We start from the raw sequence: 21,344 nt of genomic DNA, 5'->3' as shown, positions 1-21,344 counted from the left end.
CGAGTCAGATCTGGCGGTGGTCGTCAGCGTCGGTTGGTGTCCCGATCCATAGCTCGGCCAGACGCTCGTCGCCTGCAAACTGGTTGCTGTAACGCCAGCCAAGGCGTGCGCTGAGCTGCTCAGTCAGCTGCAGGCCCAGTCCAAAGCCAAGGTCTTCATCGCTGCTGCCTGCCGGTGCGCGGGTGTTGCTGATGCGAATGCCGTTGAATTTCTGCACCACCAGTACCCGTCCTTCATCGGTATGTTGAAAGGCGTTGCGAATCAGGTTGCCGAGCACAATACGCGCCGCCGCCTCGGGCAGCTCCAGGGTGTAGGGGCTGGTTTGTACCTTCAGCGTGACGGCCCGCCCGTTGAGCAGGTAACGCATCTGCTCAACCAGCTCCTGCACCAGCGCATCCAGCGCGATGCGCTTGACCGGTAACTGCTGCACATCCTCACGGCCGAGCCAGAGTAGGGTCTCGGTCAGGTGTTGCATGGTCAGACTGGCGCGATTGATGCGGTCGAGCGCCTGCTGCTCCATTGCCGGGTCGATGCGTGACTGGGCACACAGCCGCTCCAGTAGCTCAACGTTGGCGCGGATGACGCTGATGGGCGTGCGCAACTCATGGCTGGTGAAGCGCACAAAGCGCTGCTCGCGCGCCAGGCTCTGCTGCACCGAGGACAGGCTGCTGCGTACCAGGCTGGCGAATTCGTTGAGTTCCGGATAGCTGAAGTCGGGTGCGGGCTGGGACAGGTTTTGCTCGTTCAGGCCGCGGGCCCAGTCGCCCAGGGCGCCCACCGGCCGAGCCACGCGCCGCATCAGCAGCCAGCTGAGCAGTACCAGTAGTAGCGCAGCACCCGCACTGATGCTCAGCAGGGTGCGCAGGCTGTTGTCGGGCCGGCTGGTAACTACCGTAGGGCGATCGCTGGGGCTGATCTTGTGACTGACAAAATGATCGCCGCCAGGGGTGTGAAAACGCATTGCGAAGTACACCGCTTTGGGGCGGCCCAGACCGCTGCGCTCAAGCTCCTTGTACATCACGCCAGCCTGTTCTGGCGCTGCGCCGAAAATCTCACGGATCAGCGCCGGCTGGTCGTTCCAGTCGCGGGTAACCGGGTAGTCCGGGCGGGCTGGTGTCTGGGGCGCCTGCAGATACTGGTCGGCAGCCTGCTCCAGATTGCGCGCCATGACGGTGTCCATACCGTTGATGAAATAGTTGGCTGACAACAGGGTGTAGCCAATCACCAGCATGATGCCAAAGCTGACAAAGGCCAGTGCCAGAAACCATTTAAGGCTGAGTCGGTTTTTCATCGCCACCTTCGTTCAGGGCAAAGCCGTGGCCGGGCACGGTGCGCAGTAGACTGACCGCAAAGCCGCCGTCGACTGCTTTGCGCAGGTGAAACATATGCACTTTGAGGCTGTTGCTGTCAGGGAGTTCATCGCCCCATACAGCCTCCTCCAGTGCCTGCCGCGAGACCACGGCAGGGGCTTGGCGCAACAGGGTTTCCAGTAGGCGCCAGCCGGTTGGCGACAGTTTCAGAGTGTGGCCGGCGCGGCTGACCTGGCGGCGATCGATGTCCATGCTCAGATCAGCGTAGTGCAGCAACCTGACCTGGCCGCTGCGCCGGCGGGCCAGGGCCTGAACCCGCACCAGCAGCTCCTGCAGCTCAAAGGGTTTGACCAGAAAGTCGTCGGTGCCGGCGGAAAAGCCCTCAAGCTTGTCTGCCAGCTGGTCGCGCGCAGTCAGCATCAGCACCGGCGTGTCGTTTCCGGCCTGACGCAGGCGTTGGCACAGGCTGATGCCATCGAGTCGCGGCAGGTTGAGGTCAAGCAAAATCACGTCATAGCGGTGCTGGCTGGCCAGTGTCAGGCCCTGCAGACCGTTGCCTGCGTGGTCACAGCGAATGCCTTCCATGTTTAGAAACTGGATCACGGTGGCGGCCAGGTCCTGGTCATCCTCGATCAGCAGCATGTCCAGCTTCATCAGTGCGTCTCCTGCGTCTGGGCTGCGCGCGCCAGCCGTTGGCGCAGCCAGGTGGCGGCATCTTCCTGAATCAGCAACAGGGTTGGAATCAGCACCAGGGTGATCAGGGTGGCGAACAGAATACCGTAGGCCAATGAGACCGCCGCAGGAATCAGAAATTGTGCCTGCATGGAGGTTTCTCCCAGCAGCGGCACCAGCCCGGCAAAGGTGGTGGCCGAGGTCAGCAGCACGGCGCGCAGACGACTGCGGCATGCCTCGCTGATGGCGGCCGGCAGTGATGACGCCTCACTTTTCAGATCGTTGTAGCGGGCAACCAGTAGCAGGCTGTCGTTCACCACAACACCGCTCAGGGCAATAATACCGTTGAGCGAGAGGATGCCAAGCGAGAGGTCGTTGAACCAGTGGCCGAGGATGGCGCCAACGATGCCAAACGGAATCGCGGTCATGATCAGCAGCGGCTGAATGTAGGAGCGTAGCGGGATCGCCAGCAGCATGTAGATGACCAGCATCGCAAACAGAAACATCTGCTCCATGGATGTCTGGGTTTCAGCCTGCTCCTGTGCTTCGCCGGCAAATTGAATGTCCAGCCCCGGATACTGGCGTTCCAGCTGCGGCACCACGCTGGCCTGCAAACGCGCAACCAGCTCGCTGGCTGAAAGCGCCTCCTTGTCCACGTCGGCTGACAGGTACACCGCGCGCTTGCCGTCAATACGGGTGATGCTGTCGCGGGTAAAACCATAGGTAACGCTAGCCACGCTGGACAGCGGTATCACTGCGCCGTCCGGCGTGCGGATGCGGGCTGCGAGTACGTTCGCGGGGTTCTGTCGATCCTGTTCGGGGTAGCGAACCTTAACCTCTATCTCGTCGCTGTTGCGCTGAAAGCGTTGCACAACCTGTCCGCTGAAAGCCTGGTAGAGCTGGGAGGCCAGGTCGTCGGTGGTCATGCCAAGCGCACGGCCCTGCTGAGTCAGGCGCAGTTGCAGTTGCGGCTGGCCCGGTGTCAGGTTGTCGCTGATACCGCTAACGGCCGCGATGCCCTGCAGGCTGGTCTTGAGCTGATTGCCGGCCTGGGTGAGCAGCTCATCGTCGTTGGCGCGCAGCTCAATACGCAGCGCATCAATCGAGCCCTGCCGGCTTTGCACGCTCAGGGTGCGGACACCCTCGGGGCTGCCCGACAGCGGGCGCCAGGTGCGGGTGAACGTGTTGATGTCATAAGGCGCGTCATCGCGCAGCTCAACGGTTACCTCACCGCTCTGGTCGGCCTCTGACAGCAGCTGCAGGTTGGCTATGCCGCTTGCTAGGGTTTGATCGTCCAGCAGAATGCGATCGGCCGCGCGCGCCTGCGTCTCCAGCTGCGTGAGCGCCGAGTGGGTTTGTCCGTAGCTGGCATCGTTGAGCATGGTGATGCTGGCGCGCACGCTGTCACCCGGCACCTCGGGGAAGAAGCTCATGCGTACCGTGCCGTTAAACGGCATGGCGATAACCAGCATGAACAATCCAATGAACAGCACGACTACGGCGTAGCGGTGCGTCAGGGCAAGGTCGATAAGTGGGCGATAGAGGCGGTCATTGAGCAGATTCAGGCCAGTGTCGCAGCCGTGCTGCAGCCGCTGCCATGCTCGCGCAAAGCGGTTGCTGGATTGGCTTTTGTGGGTCTTCAGGTGCGCCAGGTGGGCGGGCAGAATCAGTTTTGACTCGATGATCGACAGCACCAGGCAAATGGTCACCACAGTGGCAAACTGGGCATACAGCTGACCCAGCCCGCCGCTGATCTGCGACAGCGCGTAGAAGGCTGCGACGGTGGTAAACACGCCAAAGAGGGTTGGTACGGCTACCCGCATGGTGCCCTTGATGGTGTTGGCGAGGGTGTCGCCCTCGGCCTGGCGCACGGCATAAACGCTTTCGCCAACCACCACCGCGTCATCCACGACAATACCCAAGGCCATGATAAAGCCGAAGGTGGTGAACTCGTTGAGGGACAGGCCGGCAAAACCCTCACCCATGAAGAACAAGGTGCCGAAGAAGATGAACGGCAGCCCCATGGCGACCCAGAATGCAACGCGCACGTTGAGAAACAGCGCAAGCAGAACAAACACCAGCAACACACCCATACCGGCGTTGCTGACCAGCAGTTTGAGGCGGTCGGTGATGTTCTGGCTGCTGTCTTGCCAGGCGGCCAGCTCCACACCTTGCGGCAGCTTGCCGTCGGCATGCCACTGGGCGACGATCTCGCGGGTCGCGCTGACGGTGTTGATGATGTCATCCTGGCCGGTGCTGATGACCTGCAGGCCAATGCTGTCATGCCCGGCGAAACGCGATAGCGAGGCACTGGTGTCATCGTAGGTATCGCGAATCTGTGCCACGTCGCCCAATTGCAGATGGCGACCATCGCTACTGGAAATCAGCGGCAGGGCGGCGAAGTCCTCTTTCAGATAAGCCTGCTGGGATGCTTTGAGCTGCAGGTACATGCGGTCATTGCGCAGTACCGCGGTTGCGGTGCTGGAGGAGTTGGCGTTGATCGCCTGTTGCACGTCGGACAGCGTCAGGCCGTAGGCCTGGAGGCGCGCTTCGTCGATCTCGATGGCCATCATCGGGTCCAGCCAGCCGGCGAAGTTGACCTGGCTGATGCTGGCATTGGCAAGCAGTTCAGAACGCAGGCTCTCGGCCAGGCTCTGCAGGCTGTAGCGATCGGTATCGCCATACAGTTGCAGGCGAATGGCGTCGGACTCGCGTTGCGCTTTTTCGATGACCGGTTTGTCGGCGTCGGCCGGGAAGTTGGAGATCGCGTCCACCTTCGCTTTGACGTCGCGCAGCAGGATGTCGAGGTTGTAGTCCGACTGTTTCTGCACCGTAACGGTGGTACCGCTGCCGGTAGAGGTGCTGGTCAGCGTCTTGATACCGATCACGTCCTCCAGCGCGTCCTCGATCTTGATCGTTAGGCCTTCTTCGGACTGGCTGGCCGAGCCGCTGTCGTAACTGACCGAAATGCTGATGCTGTCTGGCTCCATCGCCGGGAAGGCTTCCTTGCGCAGGGAGCTGACGGTGCTTACGCCAAGCAGGATCACCAGCAGCATCAGCAGGTTAGCGGCGACCGGGTTGGCCGCAAACCAGCTGATGACGCTGCCTTTTTGCACGGGCTCACTCATCGCTGGTGTCCTCCACCGGGTTCACTTGCATGCCGTCCAGGTAGCTGCTGAGCGGGTGCGTCAGAATCGCTTGCGGCGCGTTGGCCAGCGCCTCTGGGGCCTCTATGTAGATGGCTTGTGCGTCGCTGAACACCGGCTCTGCAGCGACGCTGGCCAGGGTTTTGTCGGCCGTTACGTACCAGAGATAACCGCGTTGGCTGAGCGCCGAGCTGGGCAGCTTCCAGAGTCCGTCCAGCTCGCGTCCGGGAATGCTTACCTGCACGAAGGTGCCGGGCAGCAGGGCGGGGTTTTGCGACAGCGGTTGGTCGAGCGCAACGACCAGCGCGCGCTGGCGAGTGGTGTCATCCAGATGGTGCTCTGTACGTACGACTACACCTTGCCATTGCTGGTTGTCTTCGGCATTGAGCAGGGTTGCCGTCCAGCTGCCGTCGGTCAGCTGCTGCTCATCCGGCAGGCTTGCCCAGTCGCGGGCTGACAGTGCGACACTCACTTCCACGCGGTCACTGCCCAGCAGCTCGGCCACCTCGCCGCCGCCTTGCAGGTAGCTACCCGGAGCAATGGCGCGGCTGGTGATGATGGCGTCGAAGGGCGCACGAATCTGGGTCTGCTGCAGATCATGGCGCGCGCTGGCCAACGCGGTACGGGCCTGCCGCACCGCTGCGGCGGCGGCGGCCAGCTGCGGTTTGCGCAACACCAGTTCGGAGTCAGGGTCGCCGTCCAGCCCGGACGAGCGCCACTCGGCCAATGCCTGCGCGCCCTCGCGCTGTTCTTCGAGGTAGTCGACCTCGGCGCTGGCCAAGGTTTGTTCCGCGCTGGCAACGGCAGCCTGGTAGCTGGCGTCTTCCAGCTCGGCCAGCAACTGGCCGGCGGTCACCGCGTTGCCAGTGGCAAAGTGCTCGCTCAGGTGGGTAACTCGGCCGGCGACCTCGCTGCTCAGGGTCAGAGAAAAGCGCGAATTGGCTGCGCCAAAGCCGCTGACGCTGGCCTGATAGCGCGCGGGGCTGCGGTAGACCACGGCAACATCCGGGACCAGGCTCGCTTCGGCGCTGATAGGCGCTGTGCGCTGGGCTGCAAAGTCGGCGCTGCGCAGGTGGTTGTAGATCAGGATCAGAACCACGACCAGCAGGCTGCCGGCAATGACCCAGCGGCGGGAAGGGTATTTGCTCATTCGGGTGCTCCCAGGCCCAGCGCCAACCCCAGCGTGATGCGGTTGGTCAGGCGGTTGTAGATAAGGGTGTCGAGCTGGGCTTCCAGGTCGTAGGTCTGCTGCTGCACCTCCAGCAGTTCCAGCAGGGTGGCGCCGCCAGTGCGATAGCGGCGTTGGTATTGCGTCAGGCTGTTGCGCTGGCGCGCCAGCGCCTCGGTGATATGGGCTTGCTGCTGGTCCAGGGCCTGTTCTTGGCCAAGGGCGTCGCTTACCTCATTGACGGCGCCCAGCAGCGTTTCGCGGTAGGCTTGCCAGCGTTCGGCGGCGGTTAGCTCGGCAATATCGGCAGTCGCGCGCAGGGCGCCGCCCTGATACAGCGGCGCGCTCAGCTCACCCAAGAGGCTCCACAGTGGGTCTGTGAGCAGGGCCTGGGCAGGGTTCTCGGCGATGTCCTGCAAGGCCGCTTGCAGGCTGATGCTCGGCAGCATGTCCTTGTAGGCGGCGCGGGTGCGCAGGCTCTCGGCTTCTATGGCGAGCCAGGCCGCGCGCAGGTCGGGACGGCGCTCAAGGGTTTGCGTTGGCAGCTCGGCCAGTGGCGTGATGACGCCGGGGTAATCGGCTGGCATCTGCAGCGCCAGTGGTTGGCTGCTGCCCACCAGCACCTGCAGCGCGCGCTGCTGTTGCGCCAGGGTTTGCGTGTCGGCAGCCAGGGTGGCTCGGCTGCTGGCACTGGCGCTGCGGGCGCTGTCCAGATCGTTCAGGCTGCCAAGTCCGGCACGGTAACGCTGCAGAACCAGTGCCTCGTTTTGCTCCAGGGTCGCCAGGCGGCGTTGTTCAATCTCCAGCGCGCGCTGCTGGGCGATAAGACCAAGCCAGCCCTGCATCACCTCCGCGCTGAGGGTATCTCTGGCCGACTGGTACAGCGCCTGCTGCTGGGCGCTGTCGCTGCCGGCGGCGGCGACCTCATCGCCCACGCGGTGCCAGAGGTCCAGCTCCCAGCTGACGCTGACCGAGCCGGTATAGCTGCTGTCCGTGTCTTCGCTGCGTGAGGCTTGAAATCCGGCGCTGGCGCTGGGCAGGCGACCACCGGCAATGCGCCGCTGCTCGGCCTGGCGTTGGCGCAGTACCAGCCAGGTTTGTTGCAGCCCGGGGTTGTTGTCCAGCGCCTGACTGACCAGCTGGTGCAGTTGGTCACTGTCGATCAATTGAGTCAGATGGCTGACCGCAGCAGCGTCGGCTTGCGCAGGCCAGGCGGTAATTTCGTTGCGTAGCTGCTCGGCCTGGCTGCTGTAGTCGGGGCTGGTGCCCGTCGTGGCGCAACCGTGCACCAGCAGGGCCAAAGGCAATAGCAGGTAGAGCGGGGGGCGCGGCATTGCAGAAGGTCTCCCGTGTAGCAAGGGCAAGACGCCCATCAGGCGGCTTGGCGATCTTGCGGGAGACTAGCGAGCGGGAGGTTAAGCGCGGGTTAAGAACGTGCTGATCAATGCCGCACGGCTTTTGCGAGTGGCATTGACCAGCGCTTGCTTACGCAAGGGCAGGAGCACGGCAGCCCCTGCCGGGGCATCAGTCCATGTCGTCCAGGGTGAAGACAACGTCGTCACGGGCAACGTCGATTTCCCAGACGGTGTAGGTGTCGCCGTCTTCATCCTGGGCACGAATGTCGAAGATGGACGACTTGGCACCGCGCAGGTTCACCCGCACAGTGTGACCGTCAGGCAGGATGTCTTCGTCCAGCACATCTTCTTCCCAGCTCTTGGATTTGGCGTGGCTGACATACAGGTAATAGATGTCGTAGCCGGTATCGTTTGTCACCTCGACATAGCCATCGAAGCCGGCGGCTGCGGAGCCGCTGAACAGGCATAGGACGGCAAACAGCGCTAAGGCTTTTTTGATCATTTTTCTCTCCCTGGGTGCGCCCGTCTGGTAGGCGCGAAAGCTGATCGGACAGACCGAACAACGCATATGGCTAACGGCCACGCCGCGACTGACTCGGCCGCTGCAGCGGCAGATCAGAGCGATGGGGCCTTATGGGTGACCAGTTGCAGGCTGGCCGAGTAGAAGCATATAGCCATATGCGGGGATGGCAAGTACCTAAATCAGGGTATTGTGCAGGCGGGTAGGCGGAACCGCCTGCGGGAGAGTTCAAAGCACCTGTGTCAGTGCGCGATGCGGTTAGCCAGGCGCCTGCCCCAGGGGCTGTCCGCTGCGCTCAGCCAGACCTGCTCATGCAGCCAGCGCAGGGACTGCGCGTCGGCTGCCAGCAGTTGCTTGTGCGCTGGCTCCAGCTGCTCCGGGCCCTGCTCCAGGCAGCGTTGGCGCAGCAGTTGCAGCTCCTGTTGCTGGCGCCGGGCACGGGGCGCATGGGCCAGCCCTGCCTGCAGTTGCTGTGTAGTGGGGTGGATGACGGCTTCGACAAAGGCATCTCGCTCGCACAGATCTGGCAGGCTGGAGGGTTGCTCCAAGGCGTCCAGCAGCGCATTGCCGTTGTGCTCGTCCGGACTTAGCAACAGGCCGCGATCGCGCAGCCAGGTACCGATGCCGATGCGACTGAACAGCACGAACAGCGGCGCAGCCAGTACCAGCGGCACGGCCACCGGCAGTGACCAGAGGAAGAACATGGGTTGCAGCCAGTAGGCAAAGGCGGACCAGCTCAGTGCCAGCAGGCTGCCGATACCCTGGTCGAGCACCGCTGCCAGCCAACTGGTCTCGCCGCTGCGGTTTTGCCCGGCCCAGCGCAGGTTGACGTTGAACAGCGCCTCGACCACATAGCGGCTGTGGGCGAGCATGCGGATGGGGGCCAGCAGCGCCGAGGCCAATGATTCAAGCAGTACGCTGAGGCACAGCCGCAGCGCGCCGCCATAGCGCCGCCGCTGCCCGCTGATCAGCACGTCGGCCAGGGCCAGCAGCTTGGGCACAAACAGCAATATCAGCGTAAAGCCCACCAGAGCCAGCGCGCGGGTGGGGTGCCACTCGGGCCACAGCGGGAACAGCTGGTTGGGCTGCGGAAAGTAATTGATCGGCCACAGCACCAGCCGCGCCACCTCGACGGTGGTCAGCACCAGAAAGCCGAACCACAGCGGTGAGGCCAGATACCCCATGATGCCGTTAAGAAAAGCCAGACGGTGGGCCAGGCGCAGGCGTCGGCTGAACAGCATCAGCCACAGGTGCTGCAGGTTGCCCTTGGCCCAGCGGCGGTCGCGCGTCAGTTCATCACTGAGGGTGGGCGGCGACTCCTCATAGCTGGCGTGCAGTTCCGGCTCCAGCCAGACCTCCTGCCCGGCGCGCCCCATATACGCGGCTTCAACAAAGTCGTGACTCAGTACCGAGCCCTTGAACAGGCCCCAGCCTGGCAGCCGGCGCAGGCCGCAGTGCTGCATGAAGGGGCGAATACGCAAAATCGCGTTATGCCCCCAGAAGGCTGCTTCCCCCAGTTGCACCGCTGCCAGGCCGGTGGTGAACAGGGGGCCGTACAGTTGGTTGGCAAACTGCTGGATACGGGCGAACAGCGACTGCGCGTTGAGCAGGCGTGGGCTCGATTGCAGGATGCCGACCTGCGGGTGGCGCTGCATTAGCTGGACCATTTGCACGATGGTGTCGCCGCCCATCAGGCTGTCGGCATCCAGTACCACCATGTACTGGTAGTCGCGGCCCCAACGCCTGAGAAAGTCGGCGATATTGCCGCTCTTGTGGTTGAGGTTGAGCTTGCGCCGGCGATAAAACAGACGCGACTGGGCGCCCAGTTCCTGGCGCAGGGCCTGCCAGGCCGCCTGTTCCTGCAACCAGACGTCGGCATCACGGCTGTCGGAGAGGATGTAAAAATCAAAGTGCTGCAGTTCGCCGCTGGCCTCCAGGCTTTGGTAGATCGCCTTGAGGCCCAGCAGGCTGCGCGCAACCGGTTCATGGTAGATCGGCATCACCACCGCCGTGCGCCCGAGCGGGGTGCTGGCGAGCGTCGCAGCATCCTGGCGGCGCAGCAGGCTGCGCTGATCACCGCCCAGGCGGCGCAACACAAAGCCAGTCATGGCTATCCAGAAACCCAGCGACAGCCAGGTGAACAACAGAGCAAAAAGCGCGGCAATTCCGACTTCAACCCAGGTGCGGCCGTGATACGGCAGCACCGCGAGTAGCAGCCAGGTAGCGGCCAGCGTCTGGCCAAGCACCAACACCAGCAGCAGGGCGCGTCGACGCCGCGCGCTGGCGCGCCAGTTGTACTGGGCGTGGGTGCTGTCGGGCAACAGGGTGGGTGGCAGGCTGGTCATCAGTAGGCTCCGTAACGCAGACTGCCACGGCGCAGCGGCGGGCCGGCCGAGGGTGCAGGCGGTGCCGGCGGCAGCGCGGCGCGGGCGGCTTGCAGGGCAACCTCGAGCGGCGGCTGCTGATGTTGCTGCAATGCCTGGCGGCTGATCGCCAGGGCCTTCAGTTCGGTGTCTCGGTCCATCGGCATGCCTGACCATTGCCAGTAGGCCAGTATGCGCTGCAGGATGACGTTGCTGTCGCGCGCGTTCATGCCTTACTCCGGCTTGGCCAGCAGGTCGCTGCCGGCGGGTATTTCGTATTGCCAGGTTTCGCTCAGTGTCTGCTCGGCATCACGCAGATGGGCGCTGAGGGCCAGTGCCTCGTTGGCCGCCGGGCGGACCAGCATCGACAGCCGCCAGCGTTGCAAAGCCGGCAGGTACTGCACAAACTGCTCAATCAGCTCGCCGCCGTTCTGCATCTCTACTTCGCCCAGCACCGCCGCGTCCTCGCTCAGCTCATCCAGTGGGCCGCCGGCAAAGTCGACGATCAAGCGCAGAGCGCCTTCCTCGTTGCCGCCGCCAACGCGCATGCCATCACCCACGAAGGTCTCGTGAGCTCTGCCGAGCGGGTTGGCGGTGATGCTATGGTCGCCGAACAGGACGCGGTAGCGGTGTTTGAGCGGCTTGCCACGCTCAACCGGATCGTTGGGTTGCCAGAAGGCGACGATGTTGTCGTTGGTTTCGTTCGGGGTGGGGATTTGTACCAGTACCACCTTGCCTGGTCCCCAGCTGCCATCTGTTTCGACCCAGCTGCTGGGGCGTCCGTCGTAGATGGCTTCCGGGTCCTGGTAGCTGCGAAAGTCGGTGTCGCGTTGCAGCAGCCCGAAGCCACGCAGATTCTGCACGCTGAAGTAGTCCATACGCAGGGTGCTTGGATTGCGCAGTGGGCGCCAGAGCCATTCGCCGGTGCCGCCATCGTGCACCAGCAGGCCGTCGGAGTCGTGCACCTCGGGCCGCCATTCGCCGCGCGGTCGGATGCTGTTCTCTCCGTAGTAAAACATGCTGGTCAGCGGCGCTACGCCCAGCAGCTCGACGTCGTGGCGCGGAAACAGAACCGACTCCACGGCCAGGGCGGTTTGCTCGCCCGGGGTGGCCACAAACCGGTAAGCGCCGGTCATGCTCGGACTGTCGAGCAGGCCATAAAAGGTCATGCTGGTGGCGTCCGGTGCCGGACGTTCCAGCCAGAATTCGACAAAGTCCGGAAACTCCTCGCCGCCGGGCATGCCGGTATCGATGGCCAGGCCGCGGCCGGAGATGCCGAAGTTGTTCTCGCTGCCTACGGCGCGATAGTAGCTGGCACCGGCAAACACCATGAACTGGTTTTGCTGGTCCTCGCCTTTGAGCGGAAAGGTCAGCTTGAAGCCGGCGTAGCCCAGGTCCGCAGGCACCAGTCGCTCGACTTCTGTATTGGGGTAGGTGAACTGGTTCTTGGCAAAGGTTAGCGGCTCGACACCTTGCTCATCGATGACATGAACCTGAACCGGGTTGCGGTAGAACAGTCCGCTGGGTACGGGCATGACTTGAAAGGCTGATTCGCTCTCGTGCCAGAGGCTGTTTTCCGGCTTGAAGCGAATGCCCTGGTAGTCGTCGAAGCTCAGCTCCTGCAAAAAACGCGGCACTTCCTTGGGCGGCTGGTAGCTGCTTTCGGCGCGCTCGCGGGCCTTGGTGATGACCTGTTCAAAGCTGAAGTCGGCCGCCTGTAGGCCAAAGGGTAGGCAGAGGCAGAAAGCGGCACTGGTCAGAACAGTCCCTCGTAGCATGGTGCGAATTCCTTGCGATGGTATCTGAGCGATTAGGCCGCAAACCGGCGTTGCAGTTCCGCACCAAGCTGGCTGTGTATCGCAAACTTACTGCGGGCCGCGTGCAATGAAGTGCAGTGCCTTGATAGCGGCTTAAACGAGCGCTCGCCCCGAACGGTGGTTCAGGGCGAGCGTTGCGAGTGGGATTACTCGACGGTGATGGTGATCTGCTCGGAGGTCACTGAGGGGGACAGCGGAATGTGATGATGATCGCCAACAATCAGCTGCAGCGTATGCTCGCCCGGCGGCAAATCGAGGCTGGTCTGGGTTTGGCCGCCACCAAAGTGCACGTGGTTGTCGTCGGCAGGAATGGGTTGGCCTGCCGGCGGCAGGGTGTCGGTGTCGATCAGCAGGTGGTGGTGGCCGGTGGCTTCGCGCTCAACCCCTGCTGGCGCCACGCCCATGCCCTCAAGGCCAAACTGCACGGTGACCGGGGAGCTGACGGTCGCGCCGTCGCTGGGGGAAATGAAAAACACCTTGGCGTCTTCGGGGGCGGCGGTTTGGGCAAAGGCGAGGCTGGCGCTGCCGGCCAGCAGCAGGCCGGCGAGAGTGTGGGTGATCCGTTGCATGGGGTGCTCCTTATTTGCGTGTTTGGCAGGGTGATACTGCTTCTACGTCGACCCGCCAAACCGGCTCTGGTTCAAACCCCGCTGGCTGTTTGCGTCTGCTGTTTATCCTGCCTACCCTGTGGAGGAGGGTGCTGACCGTGGGGGGAACACGCTGACCGGAGCGCGGTCGACTGAAACAGTGCCCTGCCGGTTATATCTTCGCCACGCCGCTCGCGGGGCGTCTTTTGCGCAGAGCGCTGCGTATCGTTTTTCAGTTGAGCAGGGCCGTCCTGCTCCTAGATCGTCTTGCCCTAGGAGGCCGCTATGTCTGCACCGTCCCGTCTTGCCGAACCCCGCCTGTTTCGCCAGCAATGTCTGGTTGCTGGTAGCTGGATCGACGCCAGCGATGGCGCCTCCATCGAGGTGGATAACCCGGCCAGCGGCGAGATCATCGGCAGCGTGCCCAGCCTGAGCGAAGCTCAGCTTAATGATTGCATTGCCCAGGCCGACAAGGCCTATGCCAGCTGGCGCAAGACCACCGCGCTGGAGCGCGCCGATCTGCTGATGCGCTGGTACGACCTGATGCTCAAGCACCGCGAGGACATTGCCAGCCTGATGACGTTGGAGCAGGGCAAGCCGCTGGTCGAATCACGCGGTGAGGTGGATTACGCCGCCTCCTTTATCCGCTGGTTTGCCGAGGAAGCACGCCGGGTTTACGGCGAGACCATTCCCGGTGCCAAGCCCGGGCAGCATATTGTGGTGACCCGTCAGCCAATTGGGGTGACGGCCGCCATTACCCCCTGGAATTTTCCGGCCGCGATGATTACGCGCAAGGCTGGCGCCGCGCTGGCAGCCGGCTGCTCAATGATTGTCAAACCCGCCAGCGCCACCCCCTTTACCGCGCTGGCGCTGGGCGTACTGGCCGAAGAGGCGGGGATTCCGGCGGGTGTGTTCAATGTGGTCACCGGCAAGGCGTCTCTGATCAGTGATGTGCTGACCAGCAGCGAGACGGTGCGCAAACTGAGCTTTACCGGCTCGACCAGCGTCGGCAGTCAGCTGATGGCTCAATGCGCCGAGCATGTGCAAAAGGTGTCGCTGGAGCTGGGTGGCAACGCGCCTTTTATCGTCTTTGATGATGCTGATCTGGACCGCGCAGTGGAAGGTGCCATGGTCAGCAAGTTCCGCAATACCGGGCAGACCTGCGTGTGCGCCAACCGTTTTCTGGTGCAGAGCGGCGTGCATGACCGCTTTGTCGAGAAGCTGGCCGAGGCCATGGGCAAGCTCAAGTTGGGTGATGGCTTTGAAGAGGGCGTAACCCAGTCTGCGCTGATCAACCGGGCAGCAGTGCAAAAGGTGCAGGAGCACTTTGACGATGCGTTGGCCAAGGGTGCCAAGCATGTTGCCGGCGCCTCACCGGGCGAGGCCAAAGGCAACTACGTGGAGCCGGTGTTGGTAACCGGCGTGACCCCGGACATGCAGGTGTGCGCTGATGAAACCTTCGGTCCGTTGGCGGCGGTAATTCGCTTCGACAGTGAGGAGCAGGCCATCGAGCTGGCCAACGACACGCCCTATGGGCTGGCCGCCTACTTCTACAGCACCAACATTCACCGCGTCTGGCGCGTTGCCGATGCGCTGGAAGCCGGCATTATCGGCGTCAACGAAGGTGCCGTCTCCAATGCGGCCGCCCCCTTCGGCGGGGTCAAGGCCAGCGGTCTGGGCCGCGAGGGCTCACGTCACGGGCTGGATGAGTACACCGAAATCAAGTACCTGTGCATGGGTGGGGAATAAGCTATGGCTGAGCCACGGCGCATCGCCCTGATGCCCGGCGACGGCATCGGCCAGGAGGTGATGGCCGCCGCTGCCGAGGTGCTGCAGGCGCTGGATAAGCAAACGCCATTGGGCCTGACCTGGGATTGGCTGGAGTGGCCCTCGACCGACTGGCACCGGCGGCATGGCGAGATGATGCCGGCCGATGCCATGACCCAGGTGCAAGCCTACGACGCGCTGCTGATGGGCGCGCTGGGCGACCCCGGCCCGCTCAGCGATGCAAACCGCTACTGCCTGCCTGACAGTGTTTCGCTGTCGCCGCTGCTGCAGTTTCGCAAGGGCCTGGGGCTGTGGGCCTGTGAGCGGCCCGCGCGGCTGCTGCCCGGCGCGCCTCAGTATCTGGCCGATGAGCGCGCCGCCGAGGTCGACATGCTGGTGATTCGCGAAAACAGCGAGGGCGAGTACGTTAATCAGGGCGGTCGCCTGCACCGGGGCACGGCCGATGAAGTGGCCACCCAGCTGGAGGTGTTTACCCGGCGCGCCACCGAGCGGCTGATACGCCATGCTTTTGTCCGCGCCCGTGAGCGGCTGGAGGCGCGGGGTGCCGATGCGCGGCACTTTCACTGCGCAGACAAGGGCCGTGCTGGTGCACAGGTATGCCTGATTACCAAGCGCAACGCTCAGCCCTACTGGGGCGATATGTACACCGAGGTGTTTGCCGAGATTGCCGCCGAATTCCCGGAAATAGGCGTGCACCATGAGCTGGTCGATGCGGCTTGCATGAAGTTTGTGCAGTGCCCCTGGACCTTCGACGTGGTGGTGGCGAGCAACTTGCATGGAGACATTCTGACGGATCTGGCCGCCGTGCTCTCGGGTGGACTGGGGCTGGCGCCGTCTTGCAATATCAACCCGGACAGCCGCGCCATGCCCGCGCTGTTCGAACCCACACATGGCAGCGCGCCGGATATCGCCGGCCAGGGGCTTGCAAACCCTGCTGCCATGCTGCTCACCACAGCCCTGATGCTGGACTGGGTGGGCTGCGCACAGGCTGCCGAACGCCTGCGCCAAGCGGTTGCCAAGGATCTGGCGACCACAGCTGGCCAACGGCGGACCTGTCGGGATGTGACTGCTGGCGTGATCGCCGCGCTGCACTGATCCCGCTCGCGTGTCAGGACACGCTCTGCGTGTCGCTGGCCGATCAGACTCGGGCTTCGGCCCGCCGAAAGGACAGGAGAGATGGCTATGCACCATTTGTCACCGCTGCTCAAGCAGGCCAGCCAGGTCTGTGTCGATCACGGCGAAGGCAGCTGGCTGGTTGATACCGACGGTCGGCGCTATCTGGACTTCACCTCAGGCATCGGTGTGACCAGCACCGGCCATTGCCACCCCACCGTGGTCGCCGCCGCCCAAGAGCAGGTTGGCCGCGTCATTCACGCCCAGTACACCACGGTAGCTCACCGGCCCATGCTGGAGCTGACAGATGCGTTGGCCGAACGTATGCCCGAGGGCATCGACTCGGTGGCCTTCGCCAATTCCGGCTCCGAGTCGGTAGAAGCGGCCCTGCGCTTGGCACGGCAGGCCACCGGGCGGGCCAACATCATCGTCTTTGACGGGGGCTTTCATGGCCGCACCATGGCGGCCGCCTCCCTTACCACCTCCGGCACCAAGGTGCGGACCGGTTTTCACCCGATGATGGCCGGGGTTGAGGTGTCGCCCTTTCCGCATGCCTACCGCTACGGCTGGAGCGAGGAGCAGGCCACCGAGTTTGCCCTGCGCGAGCTTGACCACATTCTCAAGACCCGCACCGCGCCCAGTGATACCGCCGCCATGTTGATTGAGCCGGTGCAGGGCGAGTTCGGCTACTACCCGGCCAACACTGCCTTTATGCAGGGGCTGGCCGAGCGCTGCCGGCAGCATGGCATCTTGCTGATCTGCGACGAAATTCAGGCCGGTTACGGCCGCACCGGACGCTTCTGGAGCCACAACCATTTTGACGTTACGCCGGATATCGTGATCACCGCCAAGGGGCTGGCCAGTGGCTTTCCGCTGTCGGCCATTGCCGCCTCGGAATCGCTGATGAGCAAGGGGTTGGCAGGCTCTCAAGGCGGCACCTATGGCGCTAACGCGGTGGCCTGCGCCGCTGCCTTGGCAACGCTCGAAGTCATCGATAAGGAACAACTGGTCGACAACGCTGCGCAGCAAGGCGAGCTGCTTGGCAAGCGCTTGCATGAACTGCAACAGCGCTTCCCGTTGATCGATACCTTGCGCGGCAAGGGGCTGATGCAAGGCATGGAGATCGCCGACGATCACCGCACGCCGCGTGGCGATCTGGCGGCACGTCTGACCAGCGCCGCGGAGGCCGAAGGCTTGCTGCTACTGCGCTGCGGTACCGAGGGGCAAATCGTCCGCTGGTTGCCGCCGCTGACGGTCAGTAGCGCCGAAATTGACGAAGCGGTAGCTCGCTTTGCCCGTGCGGCGCAGCAGGTGGCTGCGTGACACGGATTCTGGTACTGGTCGCCCACGGTGAGGAGCCCTTGCCGGGGCTTGATGACTTGCCCACCACGGTTGAGCTGCGCACTGTCAGCGATGAGGCGGATCTGCGCGAGCACCTGCCGCAGACCGATGTGCTGGTGGTGACCGACTTTCGCACCGGCTTGCTCGAAGGCTGCTGGCCAGCCGAGCACAGCATCCGCTGGGTGCATGCTACCAGCGCCGGAGTCGATGCGCTGATGTTCCCCGCGCTATGGGACAGCGATGTGTTGCTCACCAACGCGCGCGGAGTATTTGACTTAGGGATTGCTGAGTATGTGCTGGGCGCGGTGCTGATGCACGCCAAGGACAGCCTCGGCAACCTGCGGCTGCAGCGCCAGCATCAGTGGCAGCACCGCGAAACCGCGCTGGCCGCGCGTCAGCATGCGCTGGTTATTGGTGCTGGCTCAATCGGCAGCGAAGTGGCGAGGCTGCTGGCGGCACTGGATATCGAGGTGACCGGCATCGCCCGCACGGCGCGCGAGGCGCCGCACTTTACCCGGGTGCTGGCCAACGACCAGCTGGACGCAGTGCTGCCCGAGGCGGATGTGGTGATCATCACCGCACCGCTGACTGAGGGCACACGCGGGCTGATTAACCGTGATCGCCTGGCGCTGATGCGGCGCGACGCGCTGCTGGTGAATGTCGGCCGTGGCGCGATTGTGGTTACCGACGACCTGGTCGATGCCTTACAGCAGCGTCAGCTCGGCGCTGCGGTACTGGATGTTGTTGACCCCGAGCCGCTGCCCGCCGGGCATGCGCTCTGGGATATGCCTAACGTGATGCTGTCGGCGCACATGGCCGGTGATTTTATCGGCTGGCGCCGCGCGCTGGGTGAGCAGTTCATGGCCAATCTGCACCGCTGGCTGGCCGATGAGCCCCTGCACAACCGTGTGAACAGGGGGAAATAGCGCCCGGAAACGAGAAGCAGCCCGGGCACTCTGGCACTGAGGAGACGATTATGTCCGACGAAATTCTGGCAATGACGGCGATGCAGTTGCGGGCACATTTTTCCGACCGTCAGCTCTCGCCAGTCGACGTGGCCAGCGCCATGCTGGACCAGATCGAACGGGTAGATAGCCATACCAATGGCTTCTGTCTGGTGGATCGCGAGACCAGCCTGGCGCTGGCGCGCGAGTCGGAGCAGCGTTATAGCGCTGGCACGCCGCAGGGGTTGCTTGATGGCGTACCGGTGGCGGTCAAGGATGTCTTTCTCACTCCCATGTGGCCAACCCTTAAAGGCTCGCACACGGTTGACCCGCAGAGCACGCTGGGCAAGACCGGCGCGTGCACCGCAGCCTTAGCGCGTCACGGCTACGTGCCCATCGGCAAGACCACCACACCCGAACTGGGTTGGAAGGGCGTGACCGACAACCCGGTCGATGGCGTGACCAACAACCCCTGGAATCCAGAGAAAACCTCGGGCGGCTCGAGCGGCGGTAGCGGTGTGGCAGTCGCTTTGGGCATGGCGCCGATGGCGCTGGGCACCGACGCCGGCGGGTCCATTCGCATCCCCGCTGCCTTCTGCGGCATCGTTGGGCTCAAGCCCTCCTTTGGCGAGGTGCCGCACTGGCCCTCCAGCCCGTTCGGCACGCTGGCCCATGCCGGCCCGATGACCTGGACCGTGGAAGACTGCGCGCTGATGATGAACGTGCTGAGCGAGGCCGATCATCGCGACACCAACGCAGTGCCCCGGCGCAATATCGATTATCTTGCCGAACTGCGCGGCGGCGTGAAGGGGCTGAAGATCGCCTACAGCCCGAATCTCGGCTACGTGGATGTGGACCCTGAAGTAGAGGCGGCGGTAGCCGAGGCAGCCAAGGTGTTCGCCGACCTGGGCGCCGAGGTGGTGCGGGTAGACCCCGGTTTCAGTGATCCGTTGGCCGCCTTTGGTCATCTGTTTTACGGCGGCGCAGCCAATGCCATTCGCGATCTCGGACCCAAAAAACGCGCGCTGATGGACCCTGAGTTGATCAAGGTCTCGGAGAAGGCGGCGCGCCTGAGCATGCTCGATTACATGGGCGCGATGAACGAGTCCATGGCGCTGCGCGAGCGTATGGCGGCGTTCCACCAGAAGTACGACCTGCTGCTCACGCCGACTCTGCCGCTGACCGCTTTCAAGACCGGGCGTGAAGTGCCGGAGGACTGGCCCAGCACCCGCTGGCCGACCTGGACGCCCTTTACCTATCCCTTCAACATGACCGGGCAACCGGGGCTGTCCGTGCCCTGCGGCTTTGACAGCAAGGGGCTGCCGATTGGCCTGCAGCTGGTGGGTGCGCGCTTTAACGATGCTGTAGTGATGCGCGCAGGCCATGCCTATCAGCAGGCGGCGCCGCTGACCGGTCGCCGTCCGGCCCTGTTCACCGCTGCACAGGAGTAAGGCCATGCCACTGGGAAGCTCCGACATTGACCTGTACGAATCGGAAGATCCGATCTGGAACCCGGCGCTGCTGACCATTCCGATTCCGGGTATCCGCAAGATGGTCAATCTGGCGTCCACCATGAACGACGTCATCCATCTGTCCATTGGTCAGCCGGATTTGCCCGCGCCGGACACAGTGGTTGAGGCCTCGGTTGAGGCGCTGCGCGCCGGGCAGACCGGCTACACCATGGACGCCGGGATGCCCGAGCTGCTCGAATCGCTCGCTGAATACTACAGCGAGCGCTATCAGCGGCCGCTCAGCCCAGACAACATCATGATCACCACCGGTGCGACCGAGGCGATCTATCTCGCGCTTACCGCCGTGGCGGCGCCGGGGCGGCACTTTATCGTACCGGACCCGGCGTTCATGCTGTATGCGCCGCTGATTCGCATGAATGGCGGCGAGGTGACCGAGATACCGACGCGGGCCGAGAATCACCACCAGCTCGACCCGCAGGAGGTGATCGACGCCATCGAGCCGCATACCCACGCGATTGTGCTCAACTCGCCCAGCAACCCGACCGGCACGCTGTATCCGCGCAAGACGCTGGAGGCAATTCTGGAGGAAGCAGCCTATCGCGGCATTCATGTGATCAGCGATGAGGTCTACGACCACCTGATCTATGACGGCCGCGAATATCCGTCGGTACTGTCGTGCTGCAGCGATCTGGACCACGTCATGGTGGTCAGCAGTTTCTCCAAGACCTATAGCATGGCGGGCATGCGCATCGGCTGGCTGATCGGCAGCCAAGCGGCGATCAAGAAGCTGCGGCGTTACCACATGTTCACTACCACGGTGGCCAATACGCCATTCCAGTGGGCCGGGGTGGCGGCGCTGCGCAGCGGCGGCCCCTTTATTGAAGAAATGCTCAGTGAGTACACTCGCCGCCGCGACCGGCTGGTGGAACTGGTGGAGCAAACGCCGCATCTGACCGGCTACAAACCCGAGGGTGCCTTCTACCTGTTCCCGGCGCTGCCGGAGGGGGTTAACGGGACTAACGTAGCTCTGCGGCTATTGAAGGAAACGGGTGTTTGCACCATTCCCGGCGAGACGTTTGGCAACAGCTGCAGCAACGCGCTGCGGCTCAGTTACTCGACGTCGCTGGAGAGTATCGAGCGGGCGTTTGAGCGGATTATTCCTTGGATGGAGAAGCAGGATTTTGATTAGGGGCTGGGTTCTAAGTCGGGTAGTCACCGCTTAGGGGAGATTCCGGTTAGCCGTTTTCAGTAGTGTGCCGTTGTCGAATCAGCTTTTCGCCTTCACGGCGAGCTAAGGGGGCCGCTTGCCCGGCCCCCTTAGCGATCCTCGGGGCACCCGACTACGCGGCCCTTCGGGTTCGCTGCGTTGCTCTATTTATCGGGGAAGCGTAAAACTCGTCGCTACGCTCCTCAGACATCCTTGTATCTCGACTACTGCCTCTCCAAGGAGGCATAGTTCCCGACTGATCCTCGGGGGAGGCTGGTAAGCCGTGTCCACCCTTAAGCCGCTGAGCTTGCAGCGTAGATTGGGCTGCCACCTCCATTTCATCCCTTAAGTCCGAACGGTATCTAGAGCCGCAAGAGCTCGCATTGCACAAGGTTGGACGGGATGACGTGATCATCAAAACGACTGCATGGAGGACATCTCATGACACTGGTAGTGGGCATCGATATCGCCAAGCGCACTTTTGATCTGGCCATACTGCAGCCCAACGGCAAGCACCGAACCAAGAGCAAATTAAGCAACG

At 63.3% G+C, this 21,344-nt stretch carries 16 protein-coding genes; 6 read left to right on the top strand and 10 right to left on the bottom strand.

Annotated elements, in window-relative coordinates:
* Positions 1-4: 4 nt before the first annotated feature.
* The 10 genes from BM116_RS01730 to BM116_RS01685 all read right to left on the bottom strand — a co-directional run bounded on the left by BM116_RS01730 (position 5) and on the right by BM116_RS01685 (position 12,920).
* Positions 5-1,291: a sensor histidine kinase gene (locus BM116_RS01730; RefSeq protein ID WP_083727992.1), complete on the bottom strand. Its 1,287-nt coding sequence runs from the start codon at positions 1,289-1,291 to the stop codon at positions 5-7.
* Positions 1,269-1,964, bottom strand: a complete 696-nt coding sequence (locus BM116_RS01725) for a response regulator transcription factor (RefSeq protein ID WP_083727993.1) — start codon at positions 1,962-1,964, stop codon at positions 1,269-1,271. Before BM116_RS01725 ends, BM116_RS01730 begins: the two co-directional genes overlap by 23 nt.
* Complete coding sequence (locus tag BM116_RS01720; RefSeq protein WP_083727994.1) at positions 1,964-5,110, bottom strand: efflux RND transporter permease subunit; 3,147 nt, start codon at positions 5,108-5,110, stop codon at positions 1,964-1,966. The genes BM116_RS01725 and BM116_RS01720 overlap by 1 nt, the downstream gene beginning before the upstream one ends.
* A complete protein-coding gene (locus BM116_RS01715) occupies positions 5,103-6,278 on the bottom strand; it encodes an efflux RND transporter periplasmic adaptor subunit (protein WP_083727995.1) in 1,176 nt (391 codons plus the stop codon). The genes BM116_RS01720 and BM116_RS01715 overlap by 8 nt, the downstream gene beginning before the upstream one ends.
* Entirely contained in the window at positions 6,275-7,630 is a 1,356-nt protein-coding gene (locus BM116_RS01710; RefSeq protein WP_083727996.1) for a TolC family protein, read from the bottom strand. The genes BM116_RS01715 and BM116_RS01710 overlap by 4 nt, the downstream gene beginning before the upstream one ends.
* Positions 7,631-7,820: 190 nt before the next feature.
* The gene (locus BM116_RS01705) at positions 7,821-8,153 is read right to left on the bottom strand and encodes a hypothetical protein (protein ID WP_211276288.1); all 333 of its coding nucleotides are present in this window, start codon (positions 8,151-8,153) and stop codon (positions 7,821-7,823) included.
* Positions 8,154-8,413: 260 nt separating this feature from the next.
* Positions 8,414-10,516: a glucans biosynthesis glucosyltransferase MdoH gene (mdoH, locus tag BM116_RS01700; RefSeq protein ID WP_083727997.1), complete on the bottom strand. Its 2,103-nt coding sequence runs from the start codon at positions 10,514-10,516 to the stop codon at positions 8,414-8,416.
* Positions 10,516-10,764: a hypothetical protein gene (locus BM116_RS01695; RefSeq protein WP_083727998.1), complete on the bottom strand. Its 249-nt coding sequence runs from the start codon at positions 10,762-10,764 to the stop codon at positions 10,516-10,518. Before BM116_RS01695 ends, mdoH begins: the two co-directional genes overlap by 1 nt.
* Before the next feature lie 3 nt (positions 10,765-10,767).
* A complete protein-coding gene (locus tag BM116_RS01690) occupies positions 10,768-12,312 on the bottom strand; it encodes an OpgD/OpgG family glucan biosynthesis protein (protein WP_083727999.1) in 1,545 nt (514 codons plus the stop codon).
* A 185-nt stretch (positions 12,313-12,497) separates the two neighbouring features.
* A complete protein-coding gene (locus tag BM116_RS01685; protein WP_083728000.1) occupies positions 12,498-12,920 on the bottom strand; it encodes a DUF4399 domain-containing protein in 423 nt (140 codons plus the stop codon).
* A gap of 303 nt (positions 12,921-13,223) precedes the next feature.
* Between BM116_RS01685 and BM116_RS01680 the strand changes: the two genes are divergently transcribed.
* The 6 genes from BM116_RS01680 (at position 13,224) to BM116_RS01655 (ending at position 20,785) form a co-directional block, all read left to right on the top strand.
* Entirely contained in the window at positions 13,224-14,687 is a 1,464-nt protein-coding gene (locus tag BM116_RS01680; RefSeq protein WP_083728001.1) for an NAD-dependent succinate-semialdehyde dehydrogenase, read from the top strand.
* Positions 14,688-14,690: 3 nt separating this feature from the next.
* Positions 14,691-15,821 (top strand): isocitrate/isopropylmalate dehydrogenase family protein, encoded by a 1,131-nt coding sequence (locus tag BM116_RS01675; RefSeq protein ID WP_083728002.1) that lies wholly within the window; start codon positions 14,691-14,693, stop codon positions 15,819-15,821.
* An 87-nt stretch (positions 15,822-15,908) separates the two neighbouring features.
* The gene (locus tag BM116_RS01670) at positions 15,909-17,162 is read left to right on the top strand and encodes an aspartate aminotransferase family protein (protein ID WP_083728003.1); all 1,254 of its coding nucleotides are present in this window, start codon (positions 15,909-15,911) and stop codon (positions 17,160-17,162) included.
* Complete coding sequence (locus BM116_RS01665; protein WP_083728004.1) at positions 17,159-18,106, top strand: D-2-hydroxyacid dehydrogenase; 948 nt, start codon at positions 17,159-17,161, stop codon at positions 18,104-18,106. Before BM116_RS01670 ends, BM116_RS01665 begins: the two co-directional genes overlap by 4 nt.
* 50 nt (positions 18,107-18,156) lie before the next feature.
* On the top strand, positions 18,157-19,575 hold the full coding sequence (locus BM116_RS01660; RefSeq protein ID WP_083728005.1) for an amidase: 1,419 nt from the start codon (positions 18,157-18,159) through the stop codon (positions 19,573-19,575).
* A gap of 4 nt (positions 19,576-19,579) precedes the next feature.
* The gene (locus tag BM116_RS01655; RefSeq protein ID WP_083728006.1) at positions 19,580-20,785 is read left to right on the top strand and encodes a pyridoxal phosphate-dependent aminotransferase; all 1,206 of its coding nucleotides are present in this window, start codon (positions 19,580-19,582) and stop codon (positions 20,783-20,785) included.
* The last annotated feature ends 559 nt before the right edge of the window (positions 20,786-21,344 follow it).

The sequence above is a fragment of the Halopseudomonas pachastrellae genome (genome assembly GCF_900114765.1).
Classification (GTDB): domain Bacteria; phylum Pseudomonadota; class Gammaproteobacteria; order Pseudomonadales; family Pseudomonadaceae; genus Halopseudomonas; species Halopseudomonas pachastrellae.
Note: the sequence above shows the minus strand (reverse complement) of the source record. Positions and strands in the feature narration are given on the sequence as shown.

Excerpts from the sequence above, each read along its gene's own strand:
- BM116_RS01675 (WP_083728002.1), top strand. The coding sequence starts at position 14,691 with ATGGCTGAGCCACGGCGCATCGCCCTGATGCCCGGCGACGGCATCGGC.
- BM116_RS01660 (WP_083728005.1), top strand. The coding sequence starts at position 18,157 with ATGTCCGACGAAATTCTGGCAATGACGGCGATGCAGTTGCGGGCACAT.
- BM116_RS01680 (WP_083728001.1), top strand. The coding sequence starts at position 13,224 with ATGTCTGCACCGTCCCGTCTTGCCGAACCCCGCCTGTTTCGCCAGCAA.
- BM116_RS01670 (WP_083728003.1), top strand. The coding sequence starts at position 15,909 with ATGCACCATTTGTCACCGCTGCTCAAGCAGGCCAGCCAGGTCTGTGTC.
- BM116_RS01705 (WP_211276288.1), bottom strand. The coding sequence starts at position 8,153 with ATGATCAAAAAAGCCTTAGCGCTGTTTGCCGTCCTATGCCTGTTCAGC.
- BM116_RS01695 (WP_083727998.1), bottom strand. The coding sequence starts at position 10,764 with ATGAACGCGCGCGACAGCAACGTCATCCTGCAGCGCATACTGGCCTAC.
- BM116_RS01710 (WP_083727996.1), bottom strand. The coding sequence starts at position 7,630 with ATGCCGCGCCCCCCGCTCTACCTGCTATTGCCTTTGGCCCTGCTGGTG.
- BM116_RS01690 (WP_083727999.1), bottom strand. The coding sequence starts at position 12,312 with ATGCTACGAGGGACTGTTCTGACCAGTGCCGCTTTCTGCCTCTGCCTA.
- mdoH (WP_083727997.1), bottom strand. The coding sequence starts at position 10,516 with ATGACCAGCCTGCCACCCACCCTGTTGCCCGACAGCACCCACGCCCAG.
- BM116_RS01715 (WP_083727995.1), bottom strand. The coding sequence starts at position 6,278 with ATGAGCAAATACCCTTCCCGCCGCTGGGTCATTGCCGGCAGCCTGCTG.
- BM116_RS01720 (WP_083727994.1), bottom strand. The coding sequence starts at position 5,110 with ATGAGTGAGCCCGTGCAAAAAGGCAGCGTCATCAGCTGGTTTGCGGCC.
- BM116_RS01685 (WP_083728000.1), bottom strand. The coding sequence starts at position 12,920 with ATGCAACGGATCACCCACACTCTCGCCGGCCTGCTGCTGGCCGGCAGC.
- BM116_RS01725 (WP_083727993.1), bottom strand. The coding sequence starts at position 1,964 with ATGAAGCTGGACATGCTGCTGATCGAGGATGACCAGGACCTGGCCGCC.
- BM116_RS01655 (WP_083728006.1), top strand. The coding sequence starts at position 19,580 with ATGCCACTGGGAAGCTCCGACATTGACCTGTACGAATCGGAAGATCCG.
- BM116_RS01730 (WP_083727992.1), bottom strand. The coding sequence starts at position 1,291 with ATGAAAAACCGACTCAGCCTTAAATGGTTTCTGGCACTGGCCTTTGTC.